The sequence below is a fragment of the Deinococcus seoulensis genome, assembly GCF_014648115.1.
In the GTDB taxonomy this organism is placed as follows: Bacteria; Deinococcota; Deinococci; order Deinococcales; family Deinococcaceae; genus Deinococcus; species Deinococcus seoulensis.
The window spans coordinates 132,527-154,683 of the sequence record NZ_BMQM01000004.1; the positions used below are offsets into that span (position 1 = coordinate 132,527).

The window sequence follows — 22,157 nt, forward strand, 5'->3', positions numbered from 1 at the left end:
CGGACTGAAAGGAGGCGCACCGTGTGAACAGCGGCACAACCCGCCCTGAAGGAACGCTGCATGCCGCGTGAGGAACAGGCCCCGTCCCGGTGGGTGGAAAACCGTGCGGCCCGGATACCAGAGGTCCGGGCCGCACGTGCGCGCGAAAGGCGCGGGCGGGAAGGTCAGACGAGCAGGTCAGGCGGGCAGATGCTGACCTTTCGGGCGGGTGTCGGGGACATTGCGGACCAGCAGCACGCCCAGGATGAAGAACGCGGCGGCAATGCCGAACACCAGCGTGTACCCCAGGTTGTCGCCGCGCGCGTTCCCCCAGTCGAGCAGTGCGCCCTGCGGCCCACCGATGAACTGCGGGGCCACGAACGCCACGTGCCAGATGCCCATGTCCCGCGCGAAACTGGTGTCGCTGGGCATGGCGTCGCTGCCCAGCGCCCAGTCCACGCTGGTGAACGCCCCGAAGCCCAGGCCGAACACCACGGCCAGCAGCAGCGCCGCCCCGAAGCCCGGCACGATCAGCAGCAGCAGCGCGGCGGCGGCCATGGTGGTGCCCGCCACGTAGATGACGGGTTTGCGTCCCACCCGGTCACTGATCCGCCCGCCGATCAGCGCGGAGACGATGCTGGCCGTGATGATGCACGCCAGCATGATCGAGTTGGAGGTCACGGGGTCCTTCTGGCCCAGCACGTCCGCGTTGTAGTACTGCAGGAACGGCTGCACCGAGTACTGCCCCAGCGCGAACAGTACCCGCGTGACGAACACCCACAGGAACGGCTGGTACGCGAACAGCGTGCGCCACGGCGCCGGGCGCTGGCCCGCTGCGGGCGGCGCGTGATCGTCCGGCACGCCGCGCATGGTCACCAGCGCCGGGACGAGCAGGACCACGCCGATCAGCACGAACGACACCAGCGCCGGCAGGTGCAGGCTGCCCACCACGAAGGCACTCACGGCGCCCAGCAGTTGCCCGGCCGCCTGAAGCATGCCCATCACGCCGCTGTACTGGCCGCGCTGCTCGGGCGGCACGAGTTGCGGAATCAGGGCCGAGTACGGCGCGGTGGCGTAATTGTTCCCGAACTGCACCAGCACGAACCCCAGCACGTACACCCAGAAGCCCGTCATGCCGCCCAGCAGGGTCACGGCGGCCCCCATGACCGCCAGTCCGGCGATGTTCACGCCCACGCCCAGGCGCAGGTACGGCACGCGCCGCCCCGTGCGGTCACTGTGCGCCCCGACCAGCGGCGGGATCACCAGGGCCATGACCGCGCCGATGGCGACCAGCGCGCCCGAGTACGTGCCTTTCAGGCTGGACCCCACGAACGATTCCACGTTGGCGGGCATCAGGACCAGCAGCAGCAGCAGCCAGTGGAACGCCGTGCCGAACCAGAACGCGGACAGCACCCACGGACTGACGCGCGGAGCGGTAAGAGATTGGGCAGTCATGATGCGGCGAGTATACGGGCGGCCGGGCGACGAACCGCGCCGGAATGACCAGCAGGCGCGCAGGACGGACACGGCAGAAGGTCGGCCCCCGGGTCCTGGCCGCGCGGGGCAGGGAAGACCGGGCGTCAGGGCCGGGCTGAAAGACGACCGACCCCGCCGGGATCGTTCCCGCTCAGGGCGTTCCGGGCAGCGCGTCCCAGTACGCCTGGAGGTCCGGGGCCAGCGGCACCTCGGCCACCACCTGCGTCCCGGCCCACGGGAACGCCACGCGCGCCGCGTGCAGCGCCTGCCGCGCCAGCCCCAGCCGCGCCGTGAGTTCCGGCGTCTGCCCGGTCTCCATGAATGCCAGGAACACGTCCGGGTCACGGCCGTACAGTTTGTCCCCGACCATCGGCAGGCCCAGGTGAGACAGGTGCGCGCGGATCTGATGCAGGCGGCCGCTGCGCGGGTACGCCTCGATCAGGGTATGCCCGGCGCGGCGTGCCACGACCCGGAAGTCTGTCACGGCCGGTTTGCCGTCCGGCACGACCGCCTGCCGGATCGCGATGCGGTTCGCGCCGCCCAGCCCCAGGTCGCCCAGCGGGCCGTCCAGCGTGAACCGCTCCCAGTCGGGTGTGCCGTGCACGACCGCCAGGTACGTCTTGCCGACCAGGTGCGTCTTGAACAGCGTGAAGAACCGCTGCGCGGCCTCCCGGTCGCGGGTCAGGATCTGCGCGCCGCTCGTCTCGCGGTCCAGGCGGTGCGGGGGCGCCAGGGCCGCCTCGCCGGTCGTGCGCTGCATGAACGTCAGCAGGTCCGGCACCTCCACCCGCGCCCGGACCGGGTGCGTGAGCCACAGCGCGGGCTTGTGCACCACGTAGAAGTCCGGGTGCTCCATGATCACGCGCGGCCGCTCGGTGGGCGGCGTGGGCTGCGCCGGGGCGGTCACAGTTCCCACACGCTGGCGTAACCACGGCCCCGCAGGCGCGCCGACAGGTCCACCCCCCGGTCCACCGTGCGCGACAGCCGCGCCCGTAGCCACTCGCCCGGCACCTCCGGCGCGTCCCAGTGCGCGGACGTGGCGTACACGAAGTGCGGGTTCACCACGCAGCGGAAATCCACCATCAACCCGAACGCGAACGCCCCGTGACTCAGGTACCCGTGATCCAGCCCGCCCGACACCAGGAACGTCACGGGCTTATCGAACCACGCGCCGTGCAGGCCGCGCGCCTCGTCACTGCTGCCCGTCAGTTCCACCAGCGCTCTGGCGCCGGACCCCAGCCCCCAGTTGTACACGGGCACGCCCAGGAACACGCCGTCCGCCCCGGCAATCGCCGCGTGGTACAGCGCCGCGTGCGGGTGCGCGTAACAGCCGCCCGGCCCCTGCACGTTATCGAAGGGCGGCAGCGGCTGCGCGCGCAGATCCAGGAACGTGACCGCGTGCCCCTGCGCCCGCAACTGCGCGGCGGCCAGGGTGCACAGCCACGCGCTGCGGCTTTCCGGATCGAGACTGGTGGACAGGACCGTGAACTTCACGCCCCAGAGCGTAGTGCATCCCGGCTGCATCCCGGCTGCATCCCGGCTGCATCCCGGCGAGGCGGGCAGGTCAGCGGGCGGCGTCCTCCAGCTGCCGCAGGTGCTCGATGCGGGCGTCCGTGCCGGGGTGCGTGCCCAGCAGGTCCGGCACGCTGCCCGGCCCTCCGTCCTGCGCTTCCAGTCGCGCCAGGATGGTCTGAAGGGGCCGCGTGGTGCCGTAGCGTTCCAGCATGAAGCGGGCGGCCACCTCGTCGGACTGCGTCTCGGCGGCCCGCGAGTACCCGCCCTGCACCAGCGCCACCGGCACCGCCGCCGCGAACGTCGAGGCGCTCACGACGTCCCCGGTCACCGCCGTGATGATCAGCGACAGCCCCAGCGCCTGGTACACGCTGGCCAGCCCGTGCCGCTGCGTGACGTGCCCCGCCTCGTGCGCCAGCACACCCACCAGTTCCCGGTCACTGCGGGCCAGCGCGACCAGCTGATCGGTCATGACGACCGTGCCGTTCGGCAACGCGAACGCGTTCGCGCCCAGCCCGCCGCTCCCGGCAGGTTCACCGTCACGCAGCAGCAGCCGGTACCCGTACGGGCCGCCCGCCCAGCCGCTCACGTCCCGGAACGCCGCCTGCAACTGCGCCTGCCGCGCCGCGCTCAGGTCACTCGGGCCGATCAGGTTCTGGCCCTCCAGCACCCCCATCGCCTCACGGTCGAACGAGGCGAGCACGCCCACGGGCGTCACGGCCGCCGCCTGCCGCGCCAGCGCCGGAATGCCGAACGTGACGAAGCCCCACAGGACCGCGCCCGTCACGGCCACCGCGCCCAGCGCCGTGCCCCAGCTGCCCTCCAGCCTCCGCACGCCGCCCAGCAGGCGGTTCCGGCCGTGCTGCCGTTCCCAGTCGCGGATGCTCGGGTCGTCCGGCGTCTCGAAGCGGCTGCCGTCCGGGAAGTTCAGGCTGCGGCGCACGCCGGGCAGCGGCGCGTCCAGCGTCACCTGATCCGCCCGCCAGTGATGATCGCCGCGCCCCTCCAGCCGCACCCGCACGCCCCCTGCCCCCAGGTGCAGGGTCGCCGGGTGGTCACGGCTGCTGTGCCCGTCAAAGAACACGCCCGGCAGGCCCGGCCCGGCCTGATCCGTTCCGTTCAGGTCCGGCATGTCAGAACCCCAGCCCGATGTCCAGCAGTTCGGTGGCCGCCTCGCCCAGCGCCGACTCCGGACCGCCCGTCCCACGCGCGAAGTCGTCCAGCGGCGCGATGGCCCGCACGCTCACGCCCTCCAGCAGGTAACGGTTGCGGCGGATGTCCGCCCACGGGGTCGCCAGTCCCAGCGTCAGCAGTTGCGCCGCGCCGTTCGACACGGTGATCCACACCACCCGCCACGGATTGAAGGTCGCGCCCGTCCGGACCACGCCGCCCAGTTCCGCGTTGTTCAGCACGTACCGCATGGTCGCCGCCCGCACGTACTGCCACGCCACGCCGTTCAGCGAGATCAGGATCACGTACGCCACCGCGACGAAGATTAAGAAGAACAATCCGGAACCCAGGCTGTCCCAGTCCATGCTGTCCAGATCGAAGCCGTTGCCTGCCATCCACGCCACCAGCGTCACCACTGCCGGCACGCCCAGCAGCAGCCCCGCCCCGACCAGCAGGCCCACGCCCGTCAGCGCGATCAGGTACATGGGCGCCACGTCCCCCCGGAACAGGCCGCGCGCCGACCCGTACCGCAGGTTGTCGATCTGGTAGCGGCGCTGCATGAACCACGCCCACGGCAGCGCCAGCCCACTGCTGACGCTGGCCGCCACGTTCGCCGCGCCGTACGCCACGTACGCGCCCTTCAGGCTGCCGTCGAAGTGAAACCGCAGCCCCCGGTGCACCGTGTTCACCGCCTGAAACCGCATGGACTGCGCCACCAGCCACGGGTACAGCAGCGCGAACACCAGCCCGATCAGGACCGACAGGCCCCACAGACGTTCGCTCTGCTGCGTCAACGTGAACGCCCCGAACAGCGCCCCCACCACCACGTACGACCGCAGCAGCTTCAGCGGATCGGCCCGGTACTCGAAGTTCTGGCCGTCCACCCAGGTGTGCCCGTAGAAGTACTGCCGGTTACGCACCCGCGCCCACGGCAGGTAGATGCCCAGCGTCACCACCGACAGCGCCGCGTTCACGATCCACAGCCGGAAGTACTCCCCGGTGGACCCCGTGAACGACACCGGGTACGTCGTCACGTGCGGCGCGGCCAGCCCCGGCGCGGGCAGTTCAGGTGCGGGCAGTTCAGGCGCGGGCAGCCGCTCCGGCGCCGAGGGAAGGTCATGCCGCCCCGGAACGGCCGTACCGGGTGCGGGCACGGTGGGTTCTGGCGTGCGTGGCAGGGCGGGATCGGTCATGCCCCCATGCTACGGGGCGGCCGCCCCCGCCGCTTCCTCAGGTGCGCGGCACACGAAAAAGCAGCGGACGCCAGAGGCACCCGCTGCGAACCTGCCGCCGGTCTTACCAGCGGTTGTCGCGGCCACCCATGCCGCCGCCCATCGGGGCGGGCGCGGCGTTGGTGACGACCACGTTCTTGGCCTGCGGGCCCTTGTTGCCCTGGCCGGCCTCCACTTCGAATTCGACCTCGTCGCCCTCGTTCAGCTTGCGGAAGCCGCTGCTCTGGATGGCGCTGTAGTGCACGAACACGTCGGGGTTACCCGGGTGCTCGAGGAATCCGTAGCCTTTTTCAACGTTGAACCACTTCACTCGACCTTGAGCCATAACTCTCCTTGCATCTCGCAGATTCGCTGCCTGGTATCCGACCCTCTGGGCCAGACCCAACAGACTGGCACGAATTTTGAGACACCCGGATTATCGCACGGACCCTCAGAATCCGCACGTCGAAATGCCACACACTCCCAGAAACCATTCACGCCGATCAAACTAAAATGACCGTATGAAACGAAATAAAATGGTTTTATTGGACCTGGGTTCAATCAGCGTCGGGAGCCGCAGAAGACTCTCATACGGACTCCGACTGCATGGCTTGCAGGCCGCCGGGCCCGGGCTGACGCGACACGGACTTCCGGGCCTGGAGTTGGCTGATCGGTGGTGTTCCGGGCTGCACCATGTGCGCCCCCCCCGCAGGCAATTCACGGGTCGTCCGTGCGCGTCCGGTACGACCTGAACGGCCCCTCGGACCTTCATGCTAGGCTGGCAGGCAGTTCAAGACCCACCGCGCGTGACCACAGGGGCCGCCTTCCCGGCACGGCCCGAACCCAGGTTCACGCCCGGACTTTCGGAGGAAAGGCATGCCGCGCTACGCCCTGGACGGGCACGTCCCAGACATTCACCCCACCGCCTTCATCGCCCCCAGCGCCGAGATCATCGGGCAGGTGAGCGTCGGCGAGCACGCCAGCGTGTGGTTCGGCGCCGTGCTGCGCGGCGACCTGGAGCCCATCACGATCGGCCCGGCCTGCAACGTTCAGGACGGCGCCGTCCTGCACACCGACGCCGGGTGGCCCTGCGTCCTGACCGACCACGTGACCGTCGGGCACCGCGCCGTCGTGCACGGCGCCACCTGCGGACCCGGCAGTCTGGTCGGCATGGGCGCCGTCATGCTCAGCGGCTCCAGCCTGGGCGCCGGGGCGGTCCTGGGCGCCGGGGCGGTCCTGCCCGAGGGCGTGCACGTGCCGGACGGCATGCTGGCCGTCGGAATTCCGGCGCGGGTGGTGCGCCCCGCATCCGGCGCGGGGAACGCCACGCGCTACGTGCACAACGGCGCGCGGTTCCGTGAGGGCCTGACCCTGCTGGAAGACGACCTGCCCGGCACCCTGGCCCGCGTGGACGGCCTGTGATACGGACGGCCGTCTGTTTCGCTTCAACCGGAGTCCGCATGAGGACGGAACGTACGGTTCAGGCCGGTCAGCCGGAGTTCGCGTGACACCCCGCCGGGTGGCGCACCGTGAAGGCGGCGCTCCGTTGCCCACGCGCCGCCCGGCCCGCCTTCCGCTGCGTGCAAACCTTCACCTGAAGGCCCCCGCATGAAGGCCGCCGTATGAAGGCCCCTGTATGAAGGAACGCCGCCCCCGTACGCCCCGCGTGCCCGATTCACCCGAAGCGCGTGAGGCGGCCGCCATTGCCCGCGTGGCCCGCGCTGCCCGCGCGGCAGCCAGGGCGGATGCCCGGAAAGCCGACCTGCTGCGCACGCCGCATGCTCCCGCGCCGACCGGCGCGCAGAGTGATCCCACGGGCGTCAGTGCCGCTGGTACTGTGGACCGTGACCCCGCACCCGCCGTTCCCCCGGCCGACCCACCCCGGGAACCTGCGGAGTCAGCCCCGGCGGCTCCTGCCGTGCCTACCGACGTCCCACCTGACCCTGCGGTGAACCTCATGACTGAACTCGACGGCAACGCACCGGGGCACCAGCGGCCCGGCCCCCCGGCAGACGACGCCGACAGCGGTGAACTCAGCGACCTGATCCCGGAACTGACGCCCATGTACCCCGGCGCGGCGCCGTTCCTGGCGCGGTTCCTGCCGCACTCGGCAGCCAGTCACGCGGGCCTCACGCATCACTTCTGCGACCTGCACGCGTTCCTGAAGTACCTGCACGAGGGCGCGTGGTACGGGTACCTGCACGCCACGCTGGGCGAGCAGAGCGCGTTCGTGCTGCTGTTCGAGGGCCGCGCCGTGACGGCCGCCGCCGCGAGCGCCACGGGCGAGCAGGCACTCGGGGAACTGCTGAACCTGTACGAGCAGGGCGCGTCCCTGAGCGCCCACCCGCTGCCCGCGAACCTGGCGCACGTCCTGAGCGGCGTGGGGTCCCGCGCCTGGAAGTTCAACCTGACCGAGGATTTCACGGGCCTGCACGCCCGACCCACCGGCGCGATCTACTACCTGCGGGGCGAGATCATGGCGACCATGCCCGCCACCCTCCCGTACGAGGGGGCGTTCCCGGCGCCGCTGCGCCCGCAGACGCTGATCCTGCCGCGCAGTCTGGCCGGGTGGGCGCACCACCAGTACGCCATGACCCTGCGCGGCCGGGACGCCGTGAACGCCATCACGGGCCTGCACCAGACGTTCCGCGCGCAGCACGGGGCCGCCGGGCTGGCCTTCCTGCGCGCCCTGGCCGAGTCGCTGTCGCCCGCCGAGTACGCCCTGCGTTCGGACGTGGCCCTGCACGACCTGGAAGCGATGGTGCAGGACTTCGTCAAGAGCGGGTACGTCCGCGAGGTCTGAAGCGGATTACGATTGAATGGCTTATAAAGCCGTTCCATCCGCCCGGACCCGGCGGCTTTGCAAGCCATGCCACCGGAGTCCGTATGAACCCGCTGTTCAGTCGAGGTAGCCCTCGCTGAGGACCCACAGGCGGAACGCGGCGCCGTCGTCCTGCGCCTGCGGGGCGGGCGTGATCTCGCGGGAGTTGCTGAAGTACCGCCCCGTCACGCCGATGGGGTCGGCGGCGAGGTGAATGCTGGTCTGCGCGCCCTGTTCGGGCGTGATGGCGAACAGGTCCACGACGCGGTACAGCTGGCTGACGAGGCCGCCGTTGTTGTGCGCGAAGCCCGTGGCGACCATGCCGGGGTGCAGGCTGTTGCTCTGAATGCCGCTCTCGCGGCGGGCGAGTTCGCGGGCGAACAGGATGTTGGCGAGTTTGCTCTGCGAGTACGCGGCCCACCCGCCGTACCCGCGCCGGAATTCCGGGTCGTCGAAACGGATGCGCCCCATGGCGTGCGCGGCCGAGGCGACCGTCACGACGCGCGGCGCGGCACTCTGGCGGAGCAGCGGCAGCAGTTCGTGGGTCAGGACGAACGGCGCGAGGTGGTTCAGGGCCCAGGTCTGTTCGGTGCCCTCGCTGGTTTCCTGGCGGCGGGTGTTGAACGCCCCGGCGTTGTTGATCAGGACGTCCAGTTGCCCGAACCGCTCGGTGTACTCGCGGGCGGCGCGGCGCACCTGGGCCAGTTCGCTCAGGTCGGCCAGCAGGGTGGCGGCGGCGCCGGTCTGTCGGGCGGCGTCCTCGGTCTTGCTGGGGTTGCGGCCCATGATGGTCACGTGTGCGCCGCGCGCGGCGAGTTCGCGGGCGGTGATCAGGCCGATGCCGCCGGTCGCGCCGCTGATCAGTACGCGCTGTCCGTGCAGGGGGGTGGTGGGGCTGGAAGTCATGCCTCACAGCATAGAAGCCGGGCGCGCGGGCGGGTTGAAGCATAAAGGACAATCGCGCGCCCACCGGGTCTGCGCGGGGTGCCCGGCAGCGGCCTGTAGAGAGGCGGCTATAGAGAGGCAGGCCGTTCACGGGCAGGGGAACAGAAAGTGAGGCTGATTCCTTGAGCGGATCAGCCCCCGTGCGCTGCGGACTTCACCCGGCCCGCGTGTTGAATTGTTGTGCGCTGATAAGGACAGTGTAGGCGGCGCTGTTCACAGGAATGTCACAACCAGATGAAGGTCAGGTAAGTCCAAGGAACGCTTAACGCGTCTCAGTGCCTGACGGGTTGTTGGCGCCTGACGGGTCGTCGGTGCTGGGTGGCGTGTCGGTGCTGGGCGGTGCGGCGGGGCTGAAGGCCTGCACGCCGACGTTCAGCAGGCGGTCGAGGGTCACGGCGAACTGTCCGTTCTGCGCGGCGCTCAGTTCGGCGCTCACGGCGTGCGAGGCGGCGCTGTGGATCAGCAGGGTCACGCAGGTGAGCAGGTACGGAACGCGGGGGCCGCTGCTGGGCAGGTGGGCGTGCAGGCGGTTTTCGAGGTCCGCGAAGACCTGCTGGCGGCGGTGGGTGAAGGCGGGACCGCTGCCGCTTTGCAGCAGGGTCAGCAGGGAGCGTTCCTGCACCAGTGAGGTGTAGATGGCGGCGAAGGGCCGGTCCTGCTGGCCGCTGCGGATCTCTGCGAGCAGCGGCGCGAGCCGGGTTTCGAATTCCTCAAGGCGCTGGCCGAGCAGTTCGGCGAGGATGTCTGTGGTGGAGGTGAAGTACGAGTAGATGGTGGGTCTGGAGACACCGACGTGCCGGGCGACGTCGCCCATGTTCACGGCCTCGAAACCGCGGGTGGTGAAGAGGTGTTCGCTGCCGTCGAGAATCTGCTGTCGGCGGTCGGCGGAGGGGAGGCGGCGGCGACCCCCGGTGGGGGAGGAGAGAGTCATGTTCACCAGTCTACACCGCTGTTGACACATTGTCACTTGACAGGGTGTCGGTAATCCCTCATGCTGTGACCCATCTGACAGAGTGTCACGAGCCCTGTCGACTTCCGAGGCGACCATGAACGACGGACCACCCAACGACACGCAGCCCAACCCGGACCTCACGCCCGACCGTCCCAACCTGCAGCAATCCTACCAGCGCCTGACCCCCGCCGAACGCAGCCTGTGGCGCTACCCGATCATGTGGGCCGCCGCCGCCGCCTTCCTGTTCGTGCCGATGGTCTACGCCGGCGTGTACCTCATGAGCGTCTGGGACCCCAGCGGCAACCTCCCGGACCTGCCGGCCGCCCTGGTCAACCTGGACACCGGCACCGTTTCACGCGGCAAGAACGTCAACGCCGGACACGACCTCGTCGTGGAACTCCAGAAAGACCCCCCCGTGAACTTCACGCGCTACGCCACCCAGGCCGCCGCCGAACAGGCCGTGCGCCGGGGCGAGGTCTACTTCGCCCTGACCATCCCCGCCGACTTCAGCCGCAAGGCCGTCAGCGGCGACAGCAGCCAGCACGGCCTGCTCCAGCTGTACCGCGCGCCCGGCCTGAACTACTACGCCAGCACCGTCGCCGACCGCGTCAGTAGCGCCATCGCCGAGGACCTGAACGCCACGCTCGGCCAGAACCGCTGGGAAGTCGTGCAGACCAGCCTCAAGGACGTGCAGCAGGGCTTTTCTGACATTCACGACGCCACCGTGAAACTCGCGGACGGCGCGCAGGCACTGCTGGACGGCACCGAGAAACTCCAGGGCGGCGCAGACAAACTCGCAGGCGGCGCGGAAACCCTCGCCGACGGCGCGGGCAAACTCGCTGACGGCGCGAGCAGCCTCAGCGGCGGCGTCAGCAGCCTCGCAGGCGGCGTCACCAGACTGTCCGGCGGCCTGAAACAACTCGAGGCAGCCGCGCCCGGCGAGAAACAACTCGCGCCCCTGCGCAAGGGCAGCGCCACACTCGCCAGCAGCGCCGACCAGCTGTCCGGCGGCCTGAACAAACTCGCGGACGGCAGCGACCAGCTGGCCGCCGGAGCGAAGAAACTCGGCGGCGGCGCTGCGCAGGTGAACACCGGCACCACGCAACTCGCCACGCAACTCCCGGCCCTCGCCAGCGGCCTGGGCGACCTGAACACCGGCGCCGGGCAACTCGCCGCCGGAGCCGCCAAACTGAACACCGGCGTCACCGACGGCCTGAAACCCGCCGCCGACGGCGCCACGCAACTCAGCAAGGGCGCCGCCAGCCTGAACGCCGGCCTCGGCAAGGCCCAGACCGGCGCGAAACAGGCCGCCGACGGCGCCACGCAACTCGCCGCCGGACTGACCCGCCTGGACAGCGGCCTGGGCACGCTGCAAAAGGGAGCGCAGAGCCTCGCAAGTGGCAGCAACACCCTCGCCACCAGCCTGAAAGGCACACCCGCCGCCACCGGCGCGCAGAGCGTGCAGACCGGCGCAGCCCAGCTGAACACCGGACTGCAACAATCCCAGGCGGCCGCCAGCGCCGCCAGCCGGGGCGCGCAGAGCCTCGCCACGCAACTCCCGGCCCTGAGCAGCGGCCTGACCGACCTGAAAACCGGCGCCGCCCAGCTGCAGACCGGCGCCGACAAACTCAGCGCGGGCCTCAGCAGCGGCCTCAAACCCCTCCAGGCCGGAGCGGCCGACCTGCAAAGCGGCGCGAACCGACTCGCCAGCGGCGCCGCCAGCGCCCAGACCGGCGCGCAGAAAGCCGCCGCCGGAGCGAAAGAACTCGCCGCCGGAACCGCCCAGGTGCAGACCGGCGCCGAGCAACTGAACACCGGCGCCGCCACCCTGGCCACCAACACCCGCAAGGCCGCCACCGGCGCCGCACAACTGGCCGCCGGCGCCCGCGACCTGCAAGGCGGCGTGACCACCCTCACCGACGGGAACATCAGGATCAAGAAAGCCCTCGGCGACATCACCGCCCAACTGCCCGCCCAGAAAGACCTGAACACCCTGAACACCGGCGGGAAATCCCTGGCCATCAACAGCGCCAGACTCGCCACCGGAGCCGACACGCTCGCCAGCGGCGCCACCGACCTGAGGGGCGGCACCGACGACCTGCGCAGCGGCGCCCTGAAACTCCGCAACGGCCTGACCGAACTGCGCGACAAGGTCCCCACCGACACCGAAGAACTCGGCGGCGACCCCGACGGCCTCGCCCAGAGCGTCATCGTGCAGACCCGCGCCACCGCCGACGTTCCCAACAACGGCAACGCCTTCGCCCCGTACTTCATTGCCCTGGCCCTCTGGGTCGGCGCGACCCTGACCACCTTCATCTTCCCGTTCCTGCTGATCCCGGAAAGTGGACGCACCGCCCGCCAGAGTGCGCGCGTCCTGCGTAAACTCACGCACCCGCTGATCATCGTGATCGGACAGGCCCTGATCGTCGTGACCGGCGTTCACCTGATGAACGTGTCCTTCCTGAACCCCGCGCAGGTCGTCCTGACCGCCGTGGCAGGCAGCGTCACCTTCATGATCGTGATCCTCGCCCTGAACCTGCTGTTCGGCCCGGCCGGGCGCGTCCTGGCCCTGATCCTGCTGATCGTGCAACTCGCAGCCAGCGGCGGCAGTTACCCCATCGAACTGTCCAGCCCGTTCTTCCGGCTGATCCACACCGTCATTCCCGTCACCGACGTCATCAACGCCCTGCGCAGCGCCATGTTCGGCGCGTACGAAGGTCAGTACTGGACCTTCATGGGCCGCATGGGCGTGGTCGCCGCCGTCGCCCTGGTCGTCGCGCTGCTCAGCCGCCGCCGCTGGGTGTACGCCCCGGACAGCAACTTCCGCTCGCCCATCATCACCGACGTGGGCTGAAGCCTGCCCGCACCCACCGCCGCGCCACGCCCACCACCGGGCCCCGGGCGCGGCGCACCCGTTTCAGCGTGGCGGCCGCCCACTCTCAAGGGCCGCCCGGTACGACTCCACCGACTCGCCGGGGCAGGACAATGGATGCAGCTGCACCAGCTGCCGCCACGATTCGACCCGCTGGTCGTCCAGCAGCACCTGCGGCTTGGGCAGGAACGCCATGAACACGCCATCCAGCCCCACCTCGCGCGCACTGTCCCGCGCGTACGCGGCCCCACCGGAACTCCAGCAGTACAGCTCCGCGCCCTGCGCCGCCAGCTCCCGCACATGCGCGATTGCGCCGGGGATCGGCACCCGCGACCGCCCCACGTTCCGCACCAGCGTCTCGTCCACATCCACATATACGATCAGTGGGGGAGGGGTCATCAGATGACTTCGCGGAATGCCACGCTCTGACTGCGGTTCTGCAACTCGCTGCGGAGGTATTGCAGGCGGGGGTGTTCCAGCCTGGGGTCGTGCGCGAGGATGTGTTTTGCCAGTTCGCGGGCCTGTTCGATGATCTGCGTGTCGTTGGCGAGGTCCGCGAGGCGCAGGTCCGGGATGCCGCTCTGGCGGGTGCCGCGGATCTCGCCGGGGCCGCGCAGTTTCAGGTCGGCCTCGGCAATGACGAAGCCGTCTGTAGAGCCTTCGATGATCTTCAGGCGCTGGCGGGTTTTCTTGCTGTGTTCCCCGGCAATCAGCACGCAGTAGGACTTGGCGCTGCCCCGGCCCACGCGGCCGCGCAGCTGGTGCAGCTGGGCGAGGCCGAAGCGTTCGGCGTTCTCGATGACCATCACGCTGGCGTTGGGGACGTCCACGCCGACCTCGATGACGGTGGTGGACACGAGGATGTCGAACTCGTGCGCGCGGAAGCGGTCCATCACATGGTCCTTCTCGGCGGCGCTCATCTTGCCGTGCAGCAGGTCGATGCGCGCTTCCGGGAGGATGGTCTTGAGGTCGTCGGCGAGTTGCGTGGCGGCGAGCAGTTCGAGGTTCTCGTTCTCCTCGATCAGGGCGGTGACGACGAACGCCTGCCGCCCCTCGCGGACCTGTCCCATGACGAAGCCGTAGGCCTGCTGGCGGGCGGTGTCCTGAATGAGTTTCGTTTCGATGGGCGTGCGGCCGGGTGGCAGTTCGTCGATGATGCTGAGTTCCAGGTCGCCGTACGCGGTCAGGGCCAGCGAGCGGGGGATGGGTGTGGCGCTCATGACGAGCACGTCGGGGCGGCCCGCGAGGAGCCTGCGCCGTTGCTGCACGCCGAAGCGGTGTTCCTCGTCCACGACGGCCAGCCCGAGGTTGTCGAAGCGCACGTTCTCCTGAATGAGCGCCTGGGTGCCCACGACGACGTCCACGTCCCCCTCGGCGATGCGGGTCTGCATTTCCAGTTTCACCTTGGGGGTCATCGCGCCGATCAGGAGGCCCACCCGCACGTCCAGTTTGCCCAGGTACCCGACGAGGTTCGCGTAGTGCTGCCGCGCGAGGATCTCGGTGGGGGCCATCAGCGCGCCCTGGTAGCCGTCGCGCACGGCGAGGTACAGCGCGCAGGCGGCGACGGCCGTCTTGCCGCTCCCCACGTCGCCCTGCACGAGGCGGGCCATCTGGCGGTCGCTGCGCATGTCGTCCGTGATTTCCAGCAGCACGCGCCGCTGGGCGTTCGTGAAGCGGAACGGCAACGCGCCCTCGAAGGTGTGGATGTCCTCGCTTTTCGCGCCGAAGCGTTTGCCTTCCAGCACGGCGTCCTCACCCTGAAGCAGCATCCGCAGTTCCAGGAACAGGTACTCGTCGAAGCGCAGGCGGTGGTTCGCGCGGGCCAGTTGCGCCTCGTCGGCCGGGTAGTGCATGCCCCACAGGGCGTCACCCAGGTCGGTCAGGGCGTACTTCTGCCGCCAGTGGGCGGGCAGGTAATCGTCCAGCGGCGCGGCCAGCAATGCGCGGTGCGCGGCGCGGCGCAGGAATTCCTGCGAGACGCCGTCCTTGCTGTCGTACACGCCCACGATCCGCCCGGTACTGAGGCTGTCCTGCGCGCCGTCCACTGTTTCCAGGTGCTCGACACCCAGTTGCACGCTGCGCCCGAAGCGTTTCACGCGGCCCGTCAGGACCAGCCGCGCGCCCTCACGCAGCTGCTTTTCCACCCACGGCTGGTTGAACCACGTGGCCTTCACCCGCCCGCCCGACGGGGTTTCCAGCGTCACGTCCAGAATCTGCATGCCGGGCTTCGGGCTGCGGCGCGACCTGGCGACCACGCGGCCCTCCACCGTGACCTTCTGCCCGTCCTCGACCTCGGACAGGTCCGGCAGGGCGCGGCGGTCCTCGTGGCGGTGCGGGTAGGCGTGCAGCACGTCCCGGACGGTGTGCAGGCCCAGGGATTGCAGTTTGCGCGCCCCGCCGGGGCCGGTGTCCAGCCGGGCGATCTCGGCGTCCAGCGGGAGGCGCTCGCCGGGCGCGGCGGTCGGGGGGGCCGTGCGGGTCGCGGCGCGTTTCGGGGCGGTTTTCGGGGCGTCCGGGTCGGCCAGCAGCGCCAGCGCCCCACGCAGGGCCGCCTCACGCTCCGGGCCGTCCAGTTCCGCGTACCCGCGCAGCGCCTCGCGCACCTTCGGGAAGGGGTTTCCCAGCGGCGAGGCCAGCAGCCGCTCCACGCCGCCCGCCACCACGCGGTTCTGGCAACCGCCGGCCAGTTCGGCGCTCAGGGGCCGCCGCAATTTCTCCCGCAGTTCCGCCACAGTCGCCATGCCCGCACAGGCTAGCAGAGGGCGCGCGGCACTGTCCGTGAGGGGGGCGTTATTCCAGGGACGCGGGCCGGTCCGGGCGGCTGGTCGGCGCGGCGCGCAGCAGCAGGCTCAGCGTGAACGCCACGGTGACCAGTCCCAGGGCCAGGATGTACGCGCGGCGCAGTCCCTCGGCCAGCTGGAACCCGCCGCTCTCGATGGCGCCGGACCCGATCAGCAGGGCCATCAGGGCCACGCCGAGCGCGCCGCCCATCTGCCGGGCGAACAGGACGCCGCTGGTGACGGCGCCCAGGTCCTCGCGGGCGCTGCTTTCCTGCGCGGCGAGCAGCAGGCTGAGCATGGCGAACCCCATGCCGGTGCCGACCGCGAACCCCAGGACGCTCGTGACCCACAGCGGCGCGTGCACGGCGAAGGTCAGCGCGGCGAACATGACGACCAGCACGGCGAATCCGGCCTGCGCGATGCGGGCCAGCGGGACGGTCCTGACGAGTCTGGCGGTCAGGATGGCGGTCAGGGTCCAGCCGACCAGCATGGGGGTCAGGATCGCCCCGGCGGAGGTCGCGCCGCCCCCGCTGACGCCCTGCGCGTACAGCGGCAGGTACGCGATCACGCCGAAGTACGCCGCGCCGCCCAGCAGGTTCCCGGCGAACGCCACGCGCGGCAGCCGCTCGCGCAGGGCGCGCATGGGCAGCAGCGGGTCCGGGTGGCGCCGCTCGACCAGCACGGCGGCCAGCAGGATCATCAGTCCGGCGGCCACCATGAGCCACTGCCGCTGCTCCAGGCCCCAGACCAGCAGGCCACTCCCGGCCGTGAACAGCAGCGCGCCGGGCCAGTCGAGCCGCGCGGGCCGGGGGCGCCCCGTTTCCGGCAGGAAGCGCAGGGCCAGCAGCAGGGCCGCCACCCCGAACGGCAGGCTGGCGTAGAAGGTCCAGCGCCATGACAGGCTCTCGGTCAGCCAGCCGCCCAGCAGCGGCCCCAGCAGCCCCGAGATGCCCCACACGCCCGAGATGAACGACTGCACCCGCGTCCGTTCGGCCAGGGTGTACAGTTCGCCGATCATGGTCAGCGTGAGCGGCAGCAGCGCGCCCGCCCCGAGGCCCTGCACGGCCCGCGCCAGGATCAGGGCGGTCATGGAATGACTCAGGCCGCACAGTGCCGACCCGGTCAGGAAGATCACCACGCCCCACAGGTACAGGCGGCGCCGCCCCACGATGTCGCTCGCGCGGCCCCACAGCGGGCTGGAGACCGTGCTGGTCAGCAGGTACACCGCGAACGGCAGGGCGTACAGGCTCTCGCCGCCCAGGTCCGCGATGACGCTGGGCATGGCGGTGGCGACCACGCTGGCCTCCAGCGCCGCCAGGAATACGCCCACCACCAGTCCCACCGTGGCGAGCTGCCGGACCTGCGGGGAGATGGCGGGGGCCGGAGGCTGGGATGAAGACTGGGTCGGGGCGGCGTTCACCCGCGCAGGGTACTCCCGGCGCGGTCATGAAGATTGCGCGACTGGATTCATGGACTCTGAATCGTTACAGTCGGCGCATGACCACCCATTCAACCGGACTGCACCAGCGTCCCCTGGGCCGCAGCGACCTGAGCGTCAGCGAGATCGGCTACGGCGCCTGGGGCATCGGCGCCGACATGTGGAAGGGCGCGCAGGACGACGAGAGCCTCACCGCCCTGCGCCGCTACGTCGCCCTTGGCGGCAACTTCATAGATACGGCCATGGGTTACGGTGACGGCCACAGCGAACGCCTCGTCGGACAGGTCGCCCGCGAACACCCGGGCACCCTCGTCGCCACCAAGATCAGCCCCCTGAACGGCCAGTGGCCCGCCGCGCCCGCCACCACCGCCGACCAGGCCTACCCCGGCGAGTACGTGATCCGCATGACCGAGGACAGCCTCGCCCGCCTGGGCCTGGACACCATCGACGTGCAGCAACTCCACGTCTGGAACGACTCCTGGCTGGGCCAGGGCGACTGGCAGGACGCCGTGGCGCAACTGAAACGTGACGGGAAGGTCCGCGCCTTCGGCATCAGCGTCAACGACCACCAGCCGCACAACGCCGTGGCCGCCGTCGAGGCCGGAGCGGTGGACAGCGTGCAGGTCATCTACAACGTGTTCGACCAGTCCCCCCAGGACCGCCTGCTCGACGCCTGCCACGCCCACGGCGTCGGCGTGATCGTCCGCGTCGCACTCGACGAGGGCAGCCTGACAGGCACCCTCACCGCAGACACCACCTTCCCCGAAGGCGACTGGCGCAACGGGTACTTCGGCGGGAACCGCCTGACCGAACTGCAACCCCGCCTGCGCGCCATCGAACAGGACCTCGGCATCCGCACCGACGGGCTGGCCGAGACCAGCCTGCGCTTCGTCCTGAGCCACCCCGCCGTCTCTACCGTGATCGTCGGGATGCGCTCGGTGCGCAACGTGGAACGCAACGCCGCCCTCGCGGATGGTCAGGGCCTCCCGGCCGAACAGGTACGCAAACTTCACGCGCACCGCTGGGACCGCAACTGGTACCGACCCGCCGAGTAACGCCCAGCTTCAGAAACCCTGAGCGGGATAAACTCGCACGCGCGGTACGCTGCGCGCATGAAACGACTCGGTGACGTGATCGTCCTGGAACTCCCCGCCACCCTGATGGGCACGCCCAGCGTCATCCACCCGGTCGCGCTGGTCGGCCCGGACCACATCCTGACCCTGGTGGACACCGGGCTGCCCGGCATGCTGGACGCCATCATCGGCGAACTGCGCGCCGCCGACTTCACGCTCGGGCAGGTGCGGCGCGTGATCGTCACGCACCACGACCTCGACCACATCGGCAGCCTGGAAGCCGTCGTGCACGCCACCGGCGCGGAAGTCTGGGCACTGGAACCCGAGGTGCCGTACGTCACGGGCGAACGCCGCGCCCAGAAACTCCCCAGCCCCGAACAGGCGCAGGCGATGCTGGCCGACCCGGACCTGAACCCCACCATGCGCGCCATGCTGACCCGCGAACCCACCCGCGTACCCGTCAGCCGCGCCCTGCGGGACGGCGACCTGCTGCCCGGCCACGTGCGCGTGATCGCCACGCCCGGCCACACCCCCGGCCACCTGAGCCTGCTCGTTCCCGGCGGGAACATCCTGATCAGCGGCGACGCACTGACCTCACAGGACGGCGCGCTGCACGGCCCCCTCTCCCGCGCCACGCCCGACCTGCCCGGCGCGCACGACTCCGTCCGCCGACTCGCGCAGGAAGACGTGCAGACCATCGTCACGTACCACGGCGGCGTGGTCAGCGACGACGCCGGAGGGCAACTGCGCGCCCTGGCCGCCAGCCTGACATGACCGGGATGAGCGTGACGCAAGCGGCCCGGCTGGTCACCGCGCCCCAGCAGCCCGACCTGACGCAGCGGGACGCCACCTCCCGGTTCGCGCCCGAACGGGACACCCGGCGCGCCCTGTGGCAGGCGCATAGCCGCGCCTCCCGCCCCGACCTGCTCCCCTGGGACCTGGGCCTCGACTGGTCCGTCCTGGCGGCAGAGTGGGCCGGGGTGCTGGGGGAGACGCTGTGCGCGCAGCACCTCACGCGCGTGGACCTGCGCTTCACGGTCGCGCCCACGCGCCTACAGGCCCTTCACCTGATGGAACTCATGGGCCTGTGCGTTGCGCCATACGCCCTCACGGACGACATTCCTCCCGACTGGTGGGAGGTCGTCGTGTACCTCAGCGAGTTCGGCGGGCACGTCGGGCAGGACAAGGTTCGCCTTCCGGCCGCGCAGGCCCGCGCGGAGCACCCCGGCCGCCTCTGCACCCGCTACCTGCCTCCGGACCCGCTGCCCGACGCACCCACCGGCGTGACGGGCGTATCCGACCGTGACCTCGTGGCTGGGGATCACGTCCTGCACCTGCGGCTTCTCAGTCGCGACTGGCGCAGCAACGTAGCCGTGACGGACGCCCGCTGGAGCGACACCACGCCCCGCCCCGCCACCGGCCCCTACGGGCAGTCGCACGACGCACTGCTCGGGCCGCTGTTCGCCATCGATTTCGTCACGAGCGGCGGCGTGCGCTGGGCCGTGGATTTCAACACCAGTCCCGGCGCGACCGGCGCTCCCGTTCACCAGTTGCCGGGCGGCACCATCATGGGCGCCGTGCAGCACTGGCGCGGCTGGAACGGCTGATTACCCCGTCCCGGCGGGCCGCCGCTGCATCAGCGCCGTGCGTTTGCACCTCGCCACGATCTCGCCCCGCTGGTTGATCGCGCGGTGCTCCACGGTCACGATGCCCGCGTCCGGGCGGCTGCGGCTCTCACGGACCTCCAGCACCTCGGATTCGGCGTGGATGGTGTCGCCGTGGAACACGGGTTTCGGGAACGTCACGTCCGTCAGGCCCAGGTTCGCCACCAGCGTGCCCAGCGTCAGCTCGTGCACGCTGAGGCCCACCAGCAGACTCAGGGTGAGCAGGCTGTTCACGAGTGGCCGCCCGAACTCGGTTCCGGCGGCGTGCTCGTGATCCAGGTGCAGCGGCTGCGGGTTCATGGTCATGGTCGTGAAGAACACGTTGTCGGCCTCCGTCACGGTGCGTGTCACGCGGTGCCGGATGAGGGTGCCGGGCGTCAGTTCCTCCAGGTAACGCCCCTGCGGGCGGTTCAGGTCTTCGTTCATGGGGTGCCTCCGGCGGTGAGTGGGTCGTGGTGTTTGCGCTGCCTGATCATCAGCCGACCTCCTGCGCGAGGATGGCGCGCGCGGCGGCCAGCATGGGTTCATCCACCATCTGGCCCTCGAAGCTGAACGCGCCGTGGCCCTGCTGCGCGGCCTCTTGCGCGGCGTTCAGGAGGGCGTGGGCGCGGGTCTTCTCGGCGTCGGTCGCACCGAACAGGTCGTGGGCCAGTGCGACCTGCGCCGGGTGAATGCAGAGCTTCCCGGCGTACCCGAGGGCGCGGCCCAGCGCCCCGTCCTCGCGGAAGCGGTCCGGGTCGTTCAGGGCAGTCACGACGATGTCCAGCGCGGGCACGCCGGTCAGGCGGGCGGCCAGCGCCACCTGCGAGCGGGCGTACAGCACCTCCAGGCCGCCGGGCGTGCGCCGCCCACCCAGGTCGGTCGTGTAATCCTCCGCGCCAAAGTACGCCCAGCGCACGGCGTCCTCACGCAGGATCTCGTGGGCATTCCACACGCCGGCCCCCGTTTCCAGGCCCGCCAGGATCGGCAGGTTCAGGCCGTGCGTGGCCAGCGCGTTCACCACCAGGCGCACGTCGGCGGCACTCTCCAGTTTCGGGATGACCACCCCGGCCAGTTCCGGGGTCAGCACGTTCAGGTCATCCGCGAAGTACGGCGAGTGCGGGGCGTTCACGCGCAGGAACACCGGCAGGTGCGGCGCGGCCGTCATCAGGTCCCGCGCGGCGTCCCGCGCGACCGGACGGGCGGCGGCCTTCGCTTCCGGGGTGCCGGGCACGGCGTCTTCCAGGTCGATCACCACGGCGTCCGGCTGCGTGCGCGGCAGCTTGGCGATCAGGTCGGCGCGGTTGCCCGGCGCGAACAGCAGGCTGCGCGGGCGGGCCAGTCGGGCGCCACTCACGCGGGCCACCCGGCGCTGGGCCGCTTGCAGGAGAACAAACGAACGTTCGTTGACATGCCCCGAGGATAGCGGCTCCGGTGCCTTGCGGGGTCTGTGCCCCGGGATGCGGTGCGTCACATCTGCTTGAACGGCCCTGCGGAATGCAGGAAATTTAACACCATGATAACCAGAGTGATCATCCTGCTGGCAGCTCTGTACGGTCTGTGGACCTACGGAATCGACGGTATCCGCATCAGCCTCCAGGGCCAGACGCCACGCACGTACACCGCGCAGCAGGTCATCGACAGCGGCGTCGGCGGCGCCCGGTACGTCCGCATCACGGGATTCACGGACGGCACCTACGTCTACCAGACCCCGGACAAGGACAGCGACGACAAGACCCGCACCGTCAACCGCATCGAGTACGCCCTGCTGCCGGAACAGGAATTCAGCGCCAGCGTGAAAGCCGTCATGAGCGGCGAGCCGCACGTCACGCCCATTCACATCATGGCCAGCGACAGCCGCGTCAGCTCCGGCTGCCAGGCCGAGGAGAAAGAAGGCGGTGACGGCTGCCTCACCCTGGGCGAACGCACCATCGAGGGCATCGTCCGCACCGGCCCGGAAGCCATGACCAGCGAGACACGCGACCTGTTCAACGAGGGCGGCGAGTACAGGGTCAGTGACGACGTGCTGTACATCACGGAAGGAGACCGCCCGGCCGCACTGTGGGTCCCGATCCTCGTGACCGTCGCCCTGACCCTCCTGAGCCTGCTGATGCTGCTCACGTTCGTGCCGACCGGACGCCGCGCCACCTGATCCGGACTCCGATTGAATGGGCTGCAAAGATCATTCAATCCGAGCGGATGCGAGTAGGAGAGAAAGCGGGCTGCCGGACGTGGAGTGAACAGATCGGTGGTGTTCCGATCTGTTCACGAAACAAACGGCAGTC

20 protein-coding genes are annotated in these 22,157 nt (G+C 70.3%); 7 read left to right on the forward strand and 13 right to left on the reverse strand.

Annotated elements, in window-relative coordinates:
• Window positions 1–177 precede the first annotated feature (177 nt).
• The 6 genes from IEY70_RS04965 to IEY70_RS04990 all read right to left on the reverse strand — a co-directional run bounded on the left by IEY70_RS04965 (window position 178) and on the right by IEY70_RS04990 (window position 5,694).
• Window positions 178–1,434, reverse strand: coding sequence for an MFS transporter (locus IEY70_RS04965; protein WP_189063892.1), 1,257 nt, complete (start codon window positions 1,432–1,434; stop codon window positions 178–180).
• A gap of 172 nt (window positions 1,435–1,606) precedes the next feature.
• A complete protein-coding gene (locus IEY70_RS04970) occupies window positions 1,607–2,311 on the reverse strand; it encodes an RluA family pseudouridine synthase (protein ID WP_189063969.1) in 705 nt (234 codons plus the stop codon).
• Window positions 2,312–2,358: 47 nt separating this feature from the next.
• Window positions 2,359–2,949 carry an NADPH-dependent FMN reductase gene (locus tag IEY70_RS04975; protein WP_189063893.1) on the reverse strand — a complete coding sequence of 197 codons (591 nt, stop codon included), beginning with the start codon at window positions 2,947–2,949 and terminating at the stop codon, window positions 2,359–2,361.
• A gap of 70 nt (window positions 2,950–3,019) precedes the next feature.
• Window positions 3,020–4,099 carry a M48 family metallopeptidase gene (locus IEY70_RS04980; protein ID WP_189063894.1) on the reverse strand — a complete coding sequence of 360 codons (1,080 nt, stop codon included), beginning with the start codon at window positions 4,097–4,099 and terminating at the stop codon, window positions 3,020–3,022.
• 1 nt (window position 4,100) lies between these two features.
• Window positions 4,101–5,330 (reverse strand): YjgN family protein, encoded by a 1,230-nt coding sequence (locus IEY70_RS04985; protein WP_189063895.1) that lies wholly within the window; start codon window positions 5,328–5,330, stop codon window positions 4,101–4,103.
• Between the two features lie 103 nt (window positions 5,331–5,433).
• Complete coding sequence (locus tag IEY70_RS04990; protein WP_189063896.1) at window positions 5,434–5,694, reverse strand: cold-shock protein; 261 nt, start codon at window positions 5,692–5,694, stop codon at window positions 5,434–5,436.
• A 530-nt stretch (window positions 5,695–6,224) separates the two neighbouring features.
• Between IEY70_RS04990 and IEY70_RS04995 the strand changes: the two genes are divergently transcribed.
• Window positions 6,225–6,770: a gamma carbonic anhydrase family protein gene (locus IEY70_RS04995; RefSeq protein WP_189063897.1), complete on the forward strand. Its 546-nt coding sequence runs from the start codon at window positions 6,225–6,227 to the stop codon at window positions 6,768–6,770.
• A gap of 535 nt (window positions 6,771–7,305) precedes the next feature.
• Window positions 7,306–8,151, forward strand: a complete 846-nt coding sequence (locus tag IEY70_RS05000) for a hypothetical protein (protein ID WP_229777641.1) — start codon at window positions 7,306–7,308, stop codon at window positions 8,149–8,151.
• Window positions 8,152–8,247: 96 nt separating this feature from the next.
• On the opposite strand, the gene IEY70_RS05005 is transcribed toward IEY70_RS05000, so the two are convergent.
• Both IEY70_RS05005 and IEY70_RS05010 read right to left on the reverse strand, forming a co-directional pair.
• Window positions 8,248–9,075 (reverse strand): SDR family oxidoreductase, encoded by an 828-nt coding sequence (locus IEY70_RS05005; RefSeq protein ID WP_189063898.1) that lies wholly within the window; start codon window positions 9,073–9,075, stop codon window positions 8,248–8,250.
• Between the two features lie 301 nt (window positions 9,076–9,376).
• On the reverse strand, window positions 9,377–10,045 hold the full coding sequence (locus IEY70_RS05010; RefSeq protein WP_189063899.1) for a TetR/AcrR family transcriptional regulator: 669 nt from the start codon (window positions 10,043–10,045) through the stop codon (window positions 9,377–9,379).
• Between the two features lie 115 nt (window positions 10,046–10,160).
• On the opposite strand from IEY70_RS05010, the gene IEY70_RS21255 reads away from it, so the two are divergent.
• On the forward strand, window positions 10,161–12,920 hold the full coding sequence (locus IEY70_RS21255; protein ID WP_189063900.1) for a YhgE/Pip domain-containing protein: 2,760 nt from the start codon (window positions 10,161–10,163) through the stop codon (window positions 12,918–12,920).
• A 63-nt stretch (window positions 12,921–12,983) separates the two neighbouring features.
• Here the strand turns inward: IEY70_RS21255 and IEY70_RS05020 are convergent, their stop codons facing one another.
• Genes IEY70_RS05020 through IEY70_RS05030 form a run of 3 tightly spaced genes read right to left on the reverse strand, consistent with a single transcriptional unit; the run spans window position 12,984 to window position 17,138 of the window.
• Complete coding sequence (locus tag IEY70_RS05020) at window positions 12,984–13,337, reverse strand: DUF705 domain-containing protein (RefSeq protein WP_189063901.1); 354 nt, start codon at window positions 13,335–13,337, stop codon at window positions 12,984–12,986.
• Entirely contained in the window at window positions 13,337–15,679 is a 2,343-nt protein-coding gene (gene recG / locus IEY70_RS05025; RefSeq protein ID WP_189063902.1) for an ATP-dependent DNA helicase RecG, read from the reverse strand. Before recG ends, IEY70_RS05020 begins: the two co-directional genes overlap by 1 nt.
• Window positions 15,680–15,728: 49 nt before the next feature.
• Window positions 15,729–17,138, reverse strand: coding sequence for an MDR family MFS transporter (locus tag IEY70_RS05030; RefSeq protein WP_189063903.1), 1,410 nt, complete (start codon window positions 17,136–17,138; stop codon window positions 15,729–15,731).
• A 77-nt stretch (window positions 17,139–17,215) separates the two neighbouring features.
• On the opposite strand from IEY70_RS05030, the gene IEY70_RS05035 reads away from it, so the two are divergent.
• From IEY70_RS05035 to IEY70_RS05045, 3 genes are read left to right on the forward strand one after another with little or no spacing between them, the layout of a single operon-like run.
• A complete protein-coding gene (locus IEY70_RS05035) occupies window positions 17,216–18,211 on the forward strand; it encodes an aldo/keto reductase (RefSeq protein WP_229777643.1) in 996 nt (331 codons plus the stop codon).
• A 57-nt stretch (window positions 18,212–18,268) separates the two neighbouring features.
• Window positions 18,269–19,003 (forward strand): MBL fold metallo-hydrolase, encoded by a 735-nt coding sequence (locus IEY70_RS05040; protein WP_189063904.1) that lies wholly within the window; start codon window positions 18,269–18,271, stop codon window positions 19,001–19,003.
• Window positions 19,004–19,008: 5 nt separating this feature from the next.
• Window positions 19,009–19,836 carry a hypothetical protein gene (locus IEY70_RS05045; RefSeq protein ID WP_189063905.1) on the forward strand — a complete coding sequence of 276 codons (828 nt, stop codon included), beginning with the start codon at window positions 19,009–19,011 and terminating at the stop codon, window positions 19,834–19,836.
• On the opposite strand, the gene IEY70_RS05050 is transcribed toward IEY70_RS05045, so the two are convergent.
• Window positions 19,837–20,319 (reverse strand): MaoC family dehydratase, encoded by a 483-nt coding sequence (locus IEY70_RS05050; RefSeq protein ID WP_189063906.1) that lies wholly within the window; start codon window positions 20,317–20,319, stop codon window positions 19,837–19,839.
• A 49-nt stretch (window positions 20,320–20,368) separates the two neighbouring features.
• The gene (locus IEY70_RS05055) at window positions 20,369–21,229 is read right to left on the reverse strand and encodes an HpcH/HpaI aldolase/citrate lyase family protein (protein ID WP_229777644.1); all 861 of its coding nucleotides are present in this window, start codon (window positions 21,227–21,229) and stop codon (window positions 20,369–20,371) included.
• A 159-nt stretch (window positions 21,230–21,388) separates the two neighbouring features.
• On the opposite strand from IEY70_RS05055, the gene IEY70_RS05060 reads away from it, so the two are divergent.
• Window positions 21,389–22,024, forward strand: a complete 636-nt coding sequence (locus IEY70_RS05060) for a hypothetical protein (RefSeq protein ID WP_189063907.1) — start codon at window positions 21,389–21,391, stop codon at window positions 22,022–22,024.
• Window positions 22,025–22,157: the final 133 nt, after the last annotated feature.

What these genes read in the sequence shown, in the direction of transcription:
- IEY70_RS04965 (WP_189063892.1), bottom strand. Translation starts at nt 1,434, where the DNA reads ATGACTGCCCAATCTCTTACCGCTCCGCGCGTCAGTCCGTGGGTGCTG.
- IEY70_RS04970 (WP_189063969.1), bottom strand. Translation starts at nt 2,311, where the DNA reads ATGGAGCACCCGGACTTCTACGTGGTGCACAAGCCCGCGCTGTGGCTC.
- IEY70_RS04980 (WP_189063894.1), bottom strand. Translation starts at nt 4,099, where the DNA reads ATGCCGGACCTGAACGGAACGGATCAGGCCGGGCCGGGCCTGCCGGGC.
- IEY70_RS04985 (WP_189063895.1), bottom strand. Translation starts at nt 5,330, where the DNA reads ATGACCGATCCCGCCCTGCCACGCACGCCAGAACCCACCGTGCCCGCA.
- IEY70_RS04990 (WP_189063896.1), bottom strand. Translation starts at nt 5,694, where the DNA reads ATGGCTCAAGGTCGAGTGAAGTGGTTCAACGTTGAAAAAGGCTACGGA.
- IEY70_RS04995 (WP_189063897.1), top strand. Translation starts at nt 6,225, where the DNA reads ATGCCGCGCTACGCCCTGGACGGGCACGTCCCAGACATTCACCCCACC.
- IEY70_RS05000 (WP_229777641.1), top strand. Translation starts at nt 7,306, where the DNA reads ATGACTGAACTCGACGGCAACGCACCGGGGCACCAGCGGCCCGGCCCC.
- IEY70_RS05005 (WP_189063898.1), bottom strand. Translation starts at nt 9,075, where the DNA reads ATGACTTCCAGCCCCACCACCCCCCTGCACGGACAGCGCGTACTGATC.
- IEY70_RS05010 (WP_189063899.1), bottom strand. Translation starts at nt 10,045, where the DNA reads ATGACTCTCTCCTCCCCCACCGGGGGTCGCCGCCGCCTCCCCTCCGCC.
- IEY70_RS21255 (WP_189063900.1), top strand. Translation starts at nt 10,161, where the DNA reads ATGAACGACGGACCACCCAACGACACGCAGCCCAACCCGGACCTCACG.
- IEY70_RS05020 (WP_189063901.1), bottom strand. Translation starts at nt 13,337, where the DNA reads ATGACCCCTCCCCCACTGATCGTATATGTGGATGTGGACGAGACGCTG.
- recG (WP_189063902.1), bottom strand. Translation starts at nt 15,679, where the DNA reads ATGGCGACTGTGGCGGAACTGCGGGAGAAATTGCGGCGGCCCCTGAGC.
- IEY70_RS05035 (WP_229777643.1), top strand. Translation starts at nt 17,216, where the DNA reads ATGACCACCCATTCAACCGGACTGCACCAGCGTCCCCTGGGCCGCAGC.
- IEY70_RS05040 (WP_189063904.1), top strand. Translation starts at nt 18,269, where the DNA reads ATGAAACGACTCGGTGACGTGATCGTCCTGGAACTCCCCGCCACCCTG.
- IEY70_RS05045 (WP_189063905.1), top strand. Translation starts at nt 19,009, where the DNA reads ATGAGCGTGACGCAAGCGGCCCGGCTGGTCACCGCGCCCCAGCAGCCC.
- IEY70_RS05050 (WP_189063906.1), bottom strand. Translation starts at nt 20,319, where the DNA reads ATGAACGAAGACCTGAACCGCCCGCAGGGGCGTTACCTGGAGGAACTG.
- IEY70_RS05060 (WP_189063907.1), top strand. Translation starts at nt 21,389, where the DNA reads ATGATAACCAGAGTGATCATCCTGCTGGCAGCTCTGTACGGTCTGTGG.